Origin of the sequence: Serratia bockelmannii, assembly GCF_051803255.1 — a bacterium.
Classification (GTDB): Bacteria; Pseudomonadota; Gammaproteobacteria; order Enterobacterales; family Enterobacteriaceae; genus Serratia; species Serratia bockelmannii.
Window position 1 is genome coordinate 3,263,000 of sequence record NZ_CP196512.1, and the last position, 12,944, is coordinate 3,275,943.

Consider the following 12,944-nt stretch of genomic DNA (forward strand, 5'->3'; position numbering starts at 1 on the left):
GCAACCATAACCAGGGATAAAGGAACGACCATGATCAAACAAACCGTTCGCGGGCTGCTGCTGGGCGCTGCCCTCACCGGCCAGGCCGGTGCGGCCGAGAAGCTGACGCTGGTGCTCGACTGGTACATCAACCCCGATCACGCGCCAATTATGGTGGCCGAGCAGATCGGCGCCTTCAAGACCGCAGGGCTGGACGTCAAGATCGTGCCGCCGTCCGATCCGGCGCTGCCGCCGCGGCTGGTGGCCGCCAAACAGGCCGACCTCGCCATTACCTATCAGCCGCAGCTGCACTTCTTCGCCGATCAGGGCCTGCCGCTGATGCGCGTCGGCACCCTGATCAACACGCCGCTGAATACGGTGATCGCGCTGGACAAAAACATCACGTCGCCGGCGGATCTCAAGGGCAAAACGGTGGGTTACTCGGTCAGCGGCATCGAACAGGCGACGCTGGCCACCATGGTCGAACACGAGCACCTCAAGCCGCAGGACATCAAGCTTATCAACGTCAACTTCCAGCTGACCAGCGCCCTGCTGGCGGGCCAGGTCGATGCGGTGATCGGCGGCTACCGCAACATCGAAGCGCTGGAGCTGAAGCTACAGGGTAAAGAACCGGTGGTGTTCAACGTCGAAGACTACGGCGTGCCGGCCTATGACGAGCTGATCATCGTCGCCAACCGCGATGCGGTGAACGAGCCGAAAATCCGCAAATTTCTCGCCGCGCTGAAGCAAGGCAGTGACTACCTGCACGCCCACCCGCAGGACACCTGGCTGGCATTCGCCAAGGCGCACCCAGAGCTGAATACCGAGCTGAACAAACAGGCGTGGCAAGCCAGCCTGCCGCTGTTCGCCCGCGATCCGGCCAAGTTGGATCGCGCGCGCTACCAGGCTTACGAACAGTTCCTGTTCGACAACAAGCTGATCAAGAAAATCACCCCGGTGGAACAGTACGCGGTGGAGCTCGACTGATCACGCCGAGGCGGCCGGCGGCGCCACCGTCACCTCGCCCTGACCGCTGCGCTGCAAGGCCGCCTTCACCAACCCGTTGGCCTTGCAGCGTTCGATAAACGCGTTCACGTAGGCGGCGCCCTGCGTTTTTTGCCGCGGCACCGCCATCGCCTGGTGGATGGCGGTGAAATGCCCGTCCAGCACCCGGTAGCCGGGATGGGCGGCCGCGGCGGCCAGCAGCGGTTGACGCACGCCGGCCGCCGCCTCCAGCCCCCGTTCGAAAAACAGCGCGATCGCCTCGGCGGAGGTTGCCGCCCGCACCAGCTGCGCCTGCTGCAGCGTGCGCGATAAAAACAGATCGTACGCCGCCCCCTGACCGACCGCGATGCGCACCTCCGGCCTGTCGAGCTGCGCCACCTCAAAATAAGGCGCGTCGTTCGCCACCAGGTAAGTCCCCTCGATGATCACATAGGGTTCGCTGAAGGCGATTTGCGCCGCACGCACCGGCTCGATAGCCATAAACGCCAGGTTCCAGGCGCCGCTGTCCAGGTCGGCAAAAACCTTGCCCGCCGCGTCATAGGTGACCAGTTCGAGCGCCACGCCCAGTTCCTGGGCCAGCGCGGCGGCCAGCTCCACCGAAGCGCCTTGCGGTTTACCGCCGGCCCCGGCCTGTGCCAGCACCGGATTGCCGTAGTTGATCGCCGCGCGCAACACGCCTTGCGGGGCCAGATCGTCGAGTACCGCGGCGGGAATCGTCTGCATACTTCCTCCTGTGAAAGGCTGATGGGCGCACCGTCGTGGCGCTCATTAAGCGTAGAGCGAAACCTCCGACCAGCAAGCTTTCGCCGCAGAGGCCGCCGTCGGCGTGATTAACGTCACACTATTGTCATAAAAATGTACAATAGCCGCCGTTCGTCGGCCGTAGCGGGAGATCGCGCGTTGTTCCGCCGCCGGCAATAGGCTATACCCTTCACTTTTCGCGCCGCGGCACGGTCGGCGGCGCAGACCAGGGCAGCAACGTTTTTTCAATCAGACAGGGTTTGGCGGATGGTTTTAGCAGTCGTTTCTTTTGTTCTCTTTTTGGCGTCGATTTTGATTTATCGCACCCGGGCCGCCGCCAACCGCTGGTGGTTCGCCATTCTGCTGACGCTGCTCGGCAGCTATCTGGTGCTGAACGTCATCCTGATCGCCAGCAACTACTTTACCGGCGACGGCATCACCGACGCGGTGATTTACACCGTCACCAGCAGCCTCAAAGGCGCGGGCATCAGCAAATACGTGCTGCCGTTCATCGGCCTGCTGGCGGCGTTGGGGCTTATCTTCGCGGTGCTGGCCCGCAGCCTGCTGCGCCGCAAAGCCAAAGGCAGCAGCGTGGCCTACAGCCTCGTCGCCGTGCTGCTGGCGCTGTTTTCGGTCGGCACCACCCCGGCATTTCAGGACATCTCGCTGCTGGTCAAGAGCCAGATCGTCGGCGATACCGCCGATTTCACCACCTACTACAAGGCGCCGAAAAAGACCGTGCAGGGCAAGCGGCCGAACCTGGTGTACATCTATGCCGAGAGCCTGGAGCGCACCTACTTCGATACCGAGCTGTTTCCCGGCCTGGCCGACGAGCTGAACGCCCTGCGCGCGGACAGCATCGATTTCAGCAACACCCAACAGCTGCCGGGCACCGGTTACACCATCGCCGGCATGGTCGCCTCACAGTGCGGCATTCCGCTGTTCGCGCCCTTCGACGGCAACGCCTCCAGCGCGGTCTCCACCTTCTACCCGGAGAACGTCTGCCTGGGCGACGTGCTGAAGGCCGCCGGCTACAGCAACTCTTTCTATCAGGGCGCCGAGCTGGCGTTCGCCGGTAAAGACACCTTCCTGAAATCCCACGGCTTCGACCACATTTACGGCTTCAAAGAGCTGCGCGAACAGGTCGCCGATCCGAGCTACAAAAACGACTGGGGCTGGTACGACGATAGCGTGCTGGACGTGGTGTACGGCAAGTTCGTCGAGCTGTCCAAACAGCGCCAGCCGTTCTCGCTGTTTACCCTGACCGTCGATACCCATCACCCGGACGGCTTTATCTCCGCCGGCTGCAGCAAGAAGAGTTACGCCTGGCAGAACAAGGAAAACCGCTCGCTGAGCGCGGTGGCCTGCAGCCAGCAACACATCGCCGCGCTGATCGACAAAATCAAACGCTCGCCCTATTTCAGCAACACCGTGATCGTGGTGTCCTCCGATCATCTGGCGATGAACAACACCGCCTACGACATCCTGACCAAACAGAAGCGCCGCAACCTGTTCTTCATCATCGACGGCACCCGGCCGCAGGCGGAGCAGCGCAACGAGAAGCGCAGCACGCTGGACAACGGCGCCACGGTGCTGGACGTGATGGGCGGCGACAACTACATCGGCCTCGGCCGCAGCAGCCTGTCGGCGCCGTCGCTGTCTACGGTGTTCCTGAATATCGAAGAGAAAATTAACGGCTGGAAACCGGCGGTGATCAACCAGTGGGGCCTGCCGAACCGCATCAGCGACTACAGCGTGGACACGCGCCAACGCAGCTTCAGCTTCTCCGGCGTCACTTACAAGGTGCCGTTCATCCTGCGGGTGGGCGACAACCGCATCGAACCGATGTTCAACGTCTACCTCTCCACCCCGCTGCGCAAACAGCTGGCCGGGCTGGGCGCGGGGGAGAAATTCGTCTGGGTCGATAAATGCTACGAGATCGGCCGGGTCTGGGCGCCGCAGCTGGCGCTGAGCACCGACATCTGCGTGGCCTCCGGCACCCTGGCCTCGCCGCCGCAGATCGCGCAGGCCAGCGGCGAACGCTTCAACGGCAAGGTGAACTTCACCGGCCCGGCGACGGACAGCGTCGCCGATTACCAAAACGCCGTCGCTCGCCTGCAGGTGGACGACGCGGCGGTGAAATACCGGGCGGACGCCATCGAGTTCATGCTGCCCGGCCTGCCGGAGCAGGTGAAGGCCATTACCGGCGTCTCCGCCGTCGAGGAGTGGGGCCGCTGGTCCGACGCCAACCTGGCGCCGGCGGTCGACATCGATTACGTCGACCCGCTGCCGAAGACCTTTGATCTGGTGCTGCGCGCCCGCGCCTACGGCAACAACGTCGGCGAACCGATTTCGGTGCGCGTCGGCGACGAAGAGCGCTTCGTGTCGCTCGGCGAGCAGGACAGCACCGTCACCCTGCGCTTCGACAACCCGCGCGGCGCGCAGAAGATCAGCATTACCCCGCCGGCCCCCACCGAGCCGAAAGAGAGCGCCAGCGGCGGCTTCACGCCGAAGAAGCTGGGCATCGGGCTGGTGTCGCTGAAGGTCGAAGCGGCCGCGCCCGCCTCCTGACCCCCGGCACGCTACGGGCGCGGTAATTTCTTTGCCGCGCCCGTCATTTCGACCAAGCTTTTACGCCCTTCTTCGGCTAACCTGTGACGGTGAAACGCCGCCAATCCCGCCAGAGCCGGGACATCGAAGGAGAAAGTATGAGCTATGCCCCACCTCGCAGCGGCCTCAGCGCCGATCAGGCACTCGATCAACTGGAAGCCCTGTATGACGCCGCGGTAGACGCGCTGCGTCAGGCGGTCAGCGATTTTATCAGCCACGGCACCCTGCCGGATGAGCAGGCGCGCGCCGCGGGGCTGTTCGTGTATCCCGAGCTGCGCGTCAGCTGGGACGGGCAGCAATCCGGCCCAAACAAAACCCGCGCCTTCGGCCGCTTTACCCATCCCGGCAGCTACAGCACCACCGTGACCCGGCCGCAGCTGTTCCGCCACTATCTGGCCGAACAGCTGGCGATGCTGGAACACGATTACGCCTCCCATATTGAAGTGGCGCCGTCGCAGCAGGAGATCCCGTTCCCTTACGTGATCGACGGTTCCAGCCTGGCGCTCGATCGCTCAATGAGCGCCGGCATCGCGCAGCATTTCCCCACCACCGAGCTGGCGCAGATCGGTGACGAGACCGCCGACGGCCTGTATCACACCACCGACAACCATTTCCCGCTGTCGCATTTCGATGCGCTGCGCGCGGATTTCTCGCTGGCGCGTCTGCGGCACTACACCGGCACCCCGGTGGAGCATTTCCAGCCGTTCGTGCTGTTCACCAACTACACCCGCTATGTGGACGAGTTCGTGCGCTGGGCCTGCGCGCAGATCGCCGATCCGGCCAGCCCGTACATCGCGCTCTCCAGCGCCGGCGGTACCTACATCACGCCGGAAACCAGTGCGCCCGAGCAGGCGGTGTCCGATCTGGCGTGGAAAAACCACCAGATGCCAGCCTATCACCTGATTTCACGCACCGGTCAGGGCATCACGCTGATCAACATCGGCGTCGGGCCGTCCAACGCCAAAACCATCTGCGATCACCTGGCGGTGCTGCGCCCGAGTGCCTGGCTGATGATCGGCCACTGCGGCGGCCTGCGCGAAAGCCAGAAGATCGGCGATTACGTGCTGGCCCACGCCTATCTGCGCGACGATCACGTGCTGGATGCGGTGCTGCCGCCGGATATCCCGATCCCGAGCATCGCCGAGGTGCAGCGCGCCCTGTACGACGCCACCAAGATGGTCAGCGGCATGCCCGGTGAAGAGGTCAAACAGCGTTTGCGCACCGGCACCGTGGTCACCACCGACGATCGCAACTGGGAGCTGCGCTACTCCGCTTCGGCGCGGCGCTTCAACCTCAGCCGCGCGGTGGCGGTCGATATGGAGAGCGCCACCATCGCCGCCCAGGGTTACCGCTTCCGGGTGCCGTACGGCACGCTGCTGTGCGTCTCCGACAAACCGCTGCACGGTGAAATAAAACTGCCGGGCCAGGCCAACCGCTTCTACGAAGGGGCGATCTCCGAGCACCTGCAGATTGGCATCTGCGCCATCGATCTGCTGCGCGCCGAGGGCGATCGTCTGCACTCGCGCAAGCTGCGCACCTTCAACGAACCGCCGTTCCGGTAACGGTGCTCAGGCCCGCTGCGGCGGGCCGTTTTTTCCTCAACGCACCAGTGCCAGTGCGCGTTTTTCCTGGCTGCGGCCGCCGGCGATCGACAGCAGCAGGTCTTTGACCAGCAGCGCCGGGGCGGACAGCGCCTGTTGACCCGACATGCACAACGCCAGCGGCACCGACATCGTCGGCGCATTGATGCGCGCCATCCAGGCCTTGGCCGGGCCGATCATCGCGCGCGCCACCGATTCCGGCAGCACGGTCGCCCCCAGCCCGCTGGCGATCGCGGCGCTCAACGCACCCGAGGATTCGATCTCCCCCACCACGTTGGCAGCCAGCTTGCGCAGCGCCATCGCCTCCTCCAGCTGGTTGCGCACCGCATCGCCCTCGCGCGGCAGGAACAGGTTCAGCCGCGCCACGTCCAGCAGCTCGACGCTGTTGCCGGGATGCGGCACCGCGCGCGTCGCCACCAGATAGAGATCTTCCCGCATCAACGCGATGGCGTGCAGCCCAGCGGGCATTTTGGCGCCGTAGACCATCGCCATGTCCAGCGTCTGATTGGCCACCTGCCCGGCCAGCGCCGCGCCGCTGTTCTCATGCAGGCTAAGCAGGATACCCGGCTGCTGATCGCGCAGGCTCTGCAGCAGCGGCAGCGCCAGCTGCGCCGCGGTGCTGCCTGACGCCAGCCCGAGCGACACCTGGCCGCTCATCGCCTGTCCGGCGCTGTTAACCGCGCTCTGCGCCTGCTCGCACTGGCGCAGAATGGTCTGCGCGTGGGCATAGAGAATGTTGCCGGCCTCGGTCGGCTGCACCCCGCGCTTGGTGCGGATCAGCAGCTGTTGCTTCAGCTCTCCTTCCAGCGTCGCCAACTGCTGGCTGAGCGCCGGTTGGGCGATGTGCAACACCTCCGCCGCCTGGGTCAGGCTGCCAATATCGACGATTTTCACGAAGTACTTCAGACGTCTGAAATTCATAGTGCCTCCAGCGAGCCGCTAAATTGAGAATGCCGAAATCCGGTCATGCAACCGCAGCAAGATCCAGGCCAGAGTCGTCAAAGGGCCTAAAACGCCGGCTAAACGGCGGCAAACGGCCGTTCGCCGGACGGCGCGCGCCACAACGTAGGGCAGGCGTTGCACCGTCGGCAGGCAAATGCGCCAAACAACGGGAAACCCGGCGGCGCTGCGCGCGGGATAAGCGACAAAAGCGAGAAAAAGCAGCAGGTTGGGCAATCTTGCAGCAAACGGACGCATCGGGCATTTTCGCGCTTTACAAGCCGCAACCGCCCCGCTATTATTCGCCCCGTTCACACGATTCCTCTGTAGTTCAGTCGGTAGAACGGCGGACTGTTAATCCGTATGTCACTGGTTCGAGTCCAGTCAGAGGAGCCAAATTCTTGTTTTCATGCCTCTTTGCGAATCCTTATGTGATTTAGATTCAATAAGTTAGCGCGAAAAATCTTCCCGATGCATTTTTAGTTTTCCCTCCGCATCGGGAGAATTTGGTGGTCAGATTTGGGGTCATGTTGGTTCGATGACGGAGTGACCCCCAAATGTCTCTTAACGACACAAAAATCCGCAACTTAAAACCATCCGCTAAACCCTTCAAAATTTCCGATTCCCATGGTCTGTACCTGTTGGTTAATCCAGGCGGTTCACGTCTCTGGTATCTCAAATATCGTATCAATAGAAAAGAATCTCGCCTTGGCTTAGGCGCCTACCCTGACGTGTCTTTAGCTAATGCTCGTCAACAGCGTGATGGTATCCGTAAACTCCTCGCGCAAAATATCAATCCAGCACAACAGCGCTCTGCTGAAAGAACCACTTCCACACCAGAAAAAACCTTCAAACATGTGGCACTGGAGTGGCATAACAGCAACCGAACATGGTCTGAGAACCACGCATCCCGCCTGCTTGCCAGCATGAACAATCATATATTCCCTGTGATTGGACACTTGCCGGTAGCTGAACTGAAACCTCGTCACTTTATCGACCTGCTGAAAAGCATTGAGAAAAAAGGTCTGCTGGAAGTCGCAGCACGTACCCGGCAGCATATGTGCAACATAATGCGTCATGCTGTGCATCAGGAGTTGATAGAGCACAATCCCGCGGCAAATCTGGAGGGTATCATCGCCCCGCCAGTTAAACGTCATTACCCCGCCCTTCAGTTGGAGCGACTACCGGAACTGTTGGCACGCATTGAGGACTACAAGCAAGGACGAGAGTTAACCCGCCTGGCTGTCTCACTCACCCTTCACCTATTCATCCGTTCCAGCGAACTGCGTTTCGCCCGTTGGTTTGAGATCGATTTCAAAAATAGAATCTGGACCATTCCTGCCACTCGCGAGTCCATCCCCGGCGTCCGCTACTCTGGCCGTGGTGCAAAAATGCGTACTCCACATATCGTTCCACTCTCCTGTCAGTCTATTGCTATTCTGAAACAGATACGGGAAATATCCGGACATCAGGAACTTATATTCCCCGGCGATCATAATCCGTATAAACCGATGTGCGAAAACACGGTCAATAAGGCGCTACGCCTGATGGGCTATGACACAAAAGATGAAATCTGCGGCCACGGATTTCGGGCAATGGCATGTAGTGCCCTGATGGAGTCTGGCCTATGGGCGCAGGATGCGGTTGAACGGCAGATGAGTCACCAGGAGCGTAACAGCGTTCGAGCGGCTTACATCCATAAAGCAGAATATCTCGATGCCCGTAAAGCGATGATGCAATGGTGGTCAGATTATTTGGACAGATGCAGAGAGGAATTCGTGCCACCCTATGTCAGGGGCCGCCAGTAGCAGATGGTATGAACCTTAGGATGTGACTAATTGGTAATTTTGAAAAAGGGTTCAGCTAATGGACCCTGTTTTAATTTGCATAAACAGCCATAGAAATGATCGGTCCACAGTCATTTCTCATAGCCAGATAGGCATTCTCACCACGCATTTTTTGCCGCAGGATATCTCGGTAACATCAGAAATGTGGAAACAAGATCTGGTTGAGGCGAAAAGTTCATTTAACTCAACAATCCCCCCTGAGGTTATTATCATAGTGCCGTTTGATTTCGGATAAACCATGGCATACTGCCAATGTATGCGGGGAATTGCTTTTATTAACCGTCTCTTAAACATTGAGACCATTTATTATGAGCTTTCTGTATCACATCCCCAGCACGTTCATCTCACTTGATTATTTGCAAATAAAACCCCTTCAAATAACTGCCCTTGCCAAAATAAACAATCTTAAACTCCATACAGAAGATCAAGCTCAGAGCTAATTTCTACCTGACCGCAAAAAATCAAGGTTATTTCACTGTTCAAACGAACAAACCATCAGAGCTGCCAGGTGAAACTAAAAGTGAGAGCTACGTAACGTTCCCTTAACACGACAATTGACGAATTTATTACGGTGGGTATTGTTTATATCTTACAAACGAGCAAACAAAACTGATCATATGAGCAAAAAACTGAGTATCTAAAACCATAACCCAGTTTGCTTGTCATTCAGTTATCGCTTTCAGCTCTGTCATTTCTTAACGATAGTTCAGAGGTAGTTCAATGAAACAGGACCTTGTTGCGGGTATAGATTCCTCCACCCAGTCTTGTACCGTCATGCTGCGTAGTCTTGAAAATGGCAAGGTGATCGCACAGGCTCGTAAGTTGCATCCACCGACCACACCGCCGTGTAGCGAGCAGGATCCGCAAGCCTGGTGGGATGCATTAGTCTCCGCGCTCACTGAATTAAAACAATGGTGGCCACGTATTGCAGGTCTGGCTGTCGGTGGCCAGGGGCACGGCCTCGTCATGCTTGATAATCACGATCGCCCGCTGCGTCCTGCGAAGCTGTGGAATGACACGGAGTCTGCACCGCAAGCGCGTGAATTGTGCGAGAAGATTGCTCCGGAAGAATGGGCACGCCTGACGGGCTCCGTTCCGGGGCCAGCAATGACCATTTCTAAACTGGCCTGGACAGAACAAAATTATCCGGGGCTGCTGGAAAAAGCCCACCGCATCATGCTGCCGTTTGATTATCTGGTTTACCGTCTGAGCGGTAGCTTTGTGTGCGAGCGCGGCGGGGCATCCGGTACGGGTTACTTCAACCCCTTCACCAATAGCTGGGAACCACAGCTGGCAGCGGTGGTTAACAGTCAAATTGACTGGATTTCCCGCTGGCCCACTATCATCCCGTCGCATCAACCTGCAGGCGTGGTGAAGTTGATGCCTGAGCTGGAGGAACTGGCGGGTGCAATCGTGGGTGTCGGGACCGGCGATAACATGTCTGCCGCACTGGGTATGAACCTGAAAACCGGTGATACCGGTATCTCTATCGGGACCAGCGGTACGTTATATGGCATCACCAGGAAAGGGATTACCGACAGCACCGGCACCATCAACGGTTATGCCGATGCGGCCGATCGCTTTATCCCCATGATTACTACATTGAACTCCGCCAAAGTCACCGATACATTTCGCAAAATGCTGCGCGTTACCCCTGACGAATTCGACGAGCTCGCGCTGAGTTCGCCACCCGGCGCCAACGGTCTTCAGCTTGTTCCGTGGCTGGACGGCGAGCGCACCCCCAACCTTCCTGACGCCACGGGACACATGCGCGGATTACGTACCACCACAACGATGCAGGATATGGCTCGCGCCACCGTGGAAGGCGTACTGTGCGGCCTTCTGGCGGGCGGTCTGGTACTGAAACAACATGGCTTCACTGACGACGGTCGCATTGTTGTCACCGGCGGCGGCGCAAAGTCACGAGCCTATCGTCAGATTCTGGCTGACCTGACGGGCAAGCCCGTTTGGATTTCTCCGGTGGGTGAAACGGCAGCCGCGGGTGCAGCCATTCAGGCTGCTGCTGCCGTGCTGGGATGCACAAATATTGAAATGGCCGATCGCTGGAGTGTGCCGCTTGAGAAAGTGGCCGAGCCACAACAAGATGCGCGCCATGTCCTGGACGCTTACGTTACCTATGCCAATGCATTATCAGGAGAGCTGCAATGAGTTCAATAACTACCCCTGCAAAAATCAAACCGCCTAAGCAGCCGCTCAAAGTCCCTGCAGAAGCGGGTATCGCCGTTGTTTTCTTACTGGTCATGCTGGGCGGGTTTATCGCCACGCCTAACTTCCTGACTGTTTCGAACATGATGGTGTTGCTTCTGAACGGCGCGGTCATCGGCTTCCTTTGCCTGGGACAATCCTTTGTCCTGCTGACCGGGGGTATCGACCTCTCCTGCGGCTCCATCGTGGCGATGACCTGCGTGGTTGCGGCTTTGCTGATGGAGAAATTTGGCATTCCGTGGCAGCTTGCCGTACCCATCGTGTTGGCGGTGGGTGCGCTGAGTGGGCTGGTAAATGGTCTGATAATCGAACGCACTGGGGTGCCGCCATTCATTGTCACCTTTGCGATGATGGGGGTTGCGGCATCCATACCACAAATTATCACCGGCGCCGAATCGATACGCGTGACGCAAATTGGTTACAGCCTCATCGGTCAGTCAAAACCGTTGGGCATTCCGTTCCCTGTCGTAGCGCTGCTGCTGGCCATTGTTATTGGTGTCATCTTCCTGCGCCGCACCATCACCGGAACTCACATCTATGCGGTAGGCGGTAACGCAGATGCTGCACGCTTATCGGGGATCAGCATTCCACGCATCACCCTGTTGGTGTATGCAATTTCCGGGCTTTGTGCGGCATGCGGCGGCCTGATTTATGGATCGCGTCTGATGACGGGCTATCCGACGGCGGGCCGTGGTGACGAACTGTTCTTCTCAATAGCGGGTGCGGTGGTAGGTGGCGTCAGTCTGTTTGGCGGCACCGGCAGCCTTATCGGCGCCATGATTGGCGCCATGCTTATTGCCTCAATATCGAATCTGATGAACGTGCTGAACGTCAGTGCTTACTGGCAGCCGCTGGTCATCGGCCTGATCATTCTGTTCGGCGTCACCTTCGATACCTTACGTACCTCGAAAAAAATCGTGATCCCCTGGCTCAAAGTCAGGAAGTCACGCAAAACACAACAATAACGCTTCTTAAACCCTGACCTACATATATCCAGGAGATAAACATGAAACTCCGTACCACAATCACCGCAGGTGCAGCGATAGTCGCACTGTCCTGCATGCTCGCCGGCTGTAACCGTGAGGATACTGAGAGCACTGTGGGTGCCGGCAAAAAAACATTGGGCGTTACGCTGCCGAACCTCACCAACCCTTATTACGTTGCCATGAAAAAAAGCTTTGAAGACAATGCAGCGGCACAGGGCTTGAACGTAAAAATTTCGATTGCTGATAATGACGACGCCAAGCAACTTTCGCAGGTGCAGAACTTCATTGAACAGAAGGTGGATGCGGTCGCAGTGAACTGCGTCTCCTCAGGCCCGTGCGTGTCGATCATAAACCAGCTTAATCAGGCAAAAATTCCGGCGTTTGCCATCAACATCCTTCCGGATACCGAGGGGATGAAGCAGCAAAACGTCACGCTGATTCAAGGTGTTCAGACCGATCAGCGTGAAGGCGGTAAGCTCATTGGTCAGCAACTGTTGAAAGACATTGGTGAAAATGGCACTGCGACAGTGGGTATCGTGGGAGAGCCAACATCCATTGCCGCGAACGCACGTGATGAAGGCTTCAAGGAAGCCGTGGCATCCAACAAAAACATTAAGTTCGTCGCGCTGGTCAATGGCAAAGTAGAAGAAACAACCTCCCTGAAAGTCACCACTGAAATGCTGCAGGGCAGGCCAGAAATTAACGTCGTGTACTCAGACACCGAACCTTCCGCGCTCGGGTCACTGGCGGCAATCCAGCAACTGGGGGTCAGTGACAAAGTGAAGCTGTATGCGTTTGTGGATAAAGAAGGCGTCAAAGCCGTTCAGAACAACAGCATATTGAAAGCCGGTGCGATTCAGGAGCCGGTTAAACTGGCTCAGTTGCTGGTTGAAAATGCCAAGAAGAGTCTGAACGGTGAACAGGTTCCAGCCATGATCAACAACCCACCGCTGCTGGTCACCAAAGACAACGCAGCATCGGTAATGGGTTCAGCATACTGACTTAAGTGA

At 58.5% G+C, this 12,944-nt stretch carries 9 protein-coding genes and 1 tRNA gene; 8 read left to right on the plus strand and 2 right to left on the minus strand.

The genetic code is table 11. The annotated features are described in order from the left end of the window. The first annotated feature begins 30 nt into the window (after positions 1 to 30). Positions 31 to 966, plus strand: a complete 936-nt coding sequence (locus ACSJLU_RS15540; RefSeq protein ID WP_149570742.1) for an ABC transporter substrate-binding protein — start codon at positions 31 to 33, stop codon at positions 964 to 966. On the opposite strand, the gene ACSJLU_RS15545 is transcribed toward ACSJLU_RS15540, so the two are convergent. After that, entirely contained in the window at positions 967 to 1,707 is a 741-nt protein-coding gene (locus ACSJLU_RS15545; RefSeq protein ID WP_049205539.1) for a transporter substrate-binding domain-containing protein, read from the minus strand. It abuts the gene before it with no gap. Between the two features lie 285 nt (positions 1,708 to 1,992). Between ACSJLU_RS15545 and opgB the strand changes: the two genes are divergently transcribed. Further along, on the plus strand, positions 1,993 to 4,296 hold the full coding sequence (gene opgB / locus ACSJLU_RS15550; RefSeq protein WP_164099731.1) for a phosphatidylglycerol--membrane-oligosaccharide glycerophosphotransferase: 2,304 nt from the start codon (positions 1,993 to 1,995) through the stop codon (positions 4,294 to 4,296). Between the two features lie 137 nt (positions 4,297 to 4,433). Beyond that, on the plus strand, positions 4,434 to 5,897 hold the full coding sequence (locus ACSJLU_RS15555) for an AMP nucleosidase (protein WP_380824790.1): 1,464 nt from the start codon (positions 4,434 to 4,436) through the stop codon (positions 5,895 to 5,897). A gap of 36 nt (positions 5,898 to 5,933) precedes the next feature. Here ACSJLU_RS15555 and nac read toward each other — a convergent pair whose 3' ends face one another. After that, positions 5,934 to 6,857 (minus strand): nitrogen assimilation transcriptional regulator NAC, encoded by a 924-nt coding sequence (gene nac / locus ACSJLU_RS15560; RefSeq protein WP_149570741.1) that lies wholly within the window; start codon positions 6,855 to 6,857, stop codon positions 5,934 to 5,936. Positions 6,858 to 7,195: 338 nt separating this feature from the next. On the opposite strand from nac, the gene ACSJLU_RS15565 reads away from it, so the two are divergent. The 5 genes from ACSJLU_RS15565 (at position 7,196) to ACSJLU_RS15585 (ending at position 12,935) form a co-directional block, all read left to right on the plus strand. Beyond that, a tRNA-Asn gene (locus ACSJLU_RS15565) sits at positions 7,196 to 7,271 on the plus strand. Positions 7,272 to 7,432: 161 nt separating this feature from the next. Then, positions 7,433 to 8,683, plus strand: coding sequence for a tyrosine-type recombinase/integrase (locus ACSJLU_RS15570; RefSeq protein ID WP_049112341.1), 1,251 nt, complete (start codon positions 7,433 to 7,435; stop codon positions 8,681 to 8,683). A 759-nt stretch (positions 8,684 to 9,442) separates the two neighbouring features. Then, positions 9,443 to 10,891, plus strand: a complete 1,449-nt coding sequence (gene xylB, locus ACSJLU_RS15575) for a xylulokinase (RefSeq protein WP_072351807.1) — start codon at positions 9,443 to 9,445, stop codon at positions 10,889 to 10,891. Further along, on the plus strand, positions 10,888 to 11,913 hold the full coding sequence (locus tag ACSJLU_RS15580; RefSeq protein WP_203260270.1) for an ABC transporter permease: 1,026 nt from the start codon (positions 10,888 to 10,890) through the stop codon (positions 11,911 to 11,913). Before xylB ends, ACSJLU_RS15580 begins: the two co-directional genes overlap by 4 nt. A gap of 41 nt (positions 11,914 to 11,954) precedes the next feature. Beyond that, entirely contained in the window at positions 11,955 to 12,935 is a 981-nt protein-coding gene (locus ACSJLU_RS15585) for a substrate-binding domain-containing protein (RefSeq protein ID WP_062792182.1), read from the plus strand. The last annotated feature ends 9 nt before the right edge of the window (positions 12,936 to 12,944 follow it).

What these genes read in the sequence shown, in the direction of transcription:
- ACSJLU_RS15540 (WP_149570742.1), top strand. Translation starts at nt 31, where the DNA reads ATGATCAAACAAACCGTTCGCGGGCTGCTGCTGGGCGCTGCCCTCACC.
- ACSJLU_RS15545 (WP_049205539.1), bottom strand. Translation starts at nt 1,707, where the DNA reads ATGCAGACGATTCCCGCCGCGGTACTCGACGATCTGGCCCCGCAAGGC.
- opgB (WP_164099731.1), top strand. Translation starts at nt 1,993, where the DNA reads ATGGTTTTAGCAGTCGTTTCTTTTGTTCTCTTTTTGGCGTCGATTTTG.
- ACSJLU_RS15555 (WP_380824790.1), top strand. Translation starts at nt 4,434, where the DNA reads ATGAGCTATGCCCCACCTCGCAGCGGCCTCAGCGCCGATCAGGCACTC.
- nac (WP_149570741.1), bottom strand. Translation starts at nt 6,857, where the DNA reads ATGAATTTCAGACGTCTGAAGTACTTCGTGAAAATCGTCGATATTGGC.
- ACSJLU_RS15570 (WP_049112341.1), top strand. Translation starts at nt 7,433, where the DNA reads ATGTCTCTTAACGACACAAAAATCCGCAACTTAAAACCATCCGCTAAA.
- xylB (WP_072351807.1), top strand. Translation starts at nt 9,443, where the DNA reads ATGAAACAGGACCTTGTTGCGGGTATAGATTCCTCCACCCAGTCTTGT.
- ACSJLU_RS15580 (WP_203260270.1), top strand. Translation starts at nt 10,888, where the DNA reads ATGAGTTCAATAACTACCCCTGCAAAAATCAAACCGCCTAAGCAGCCG.
- ACSJLU_RS15585 (WP_062792182.1), top strand. Translation starts at nt 11,955, where the DNA reads ATGAAACTCCGTACCACAATCACCGCAGGTGCAGCGATAGTCGCACTG.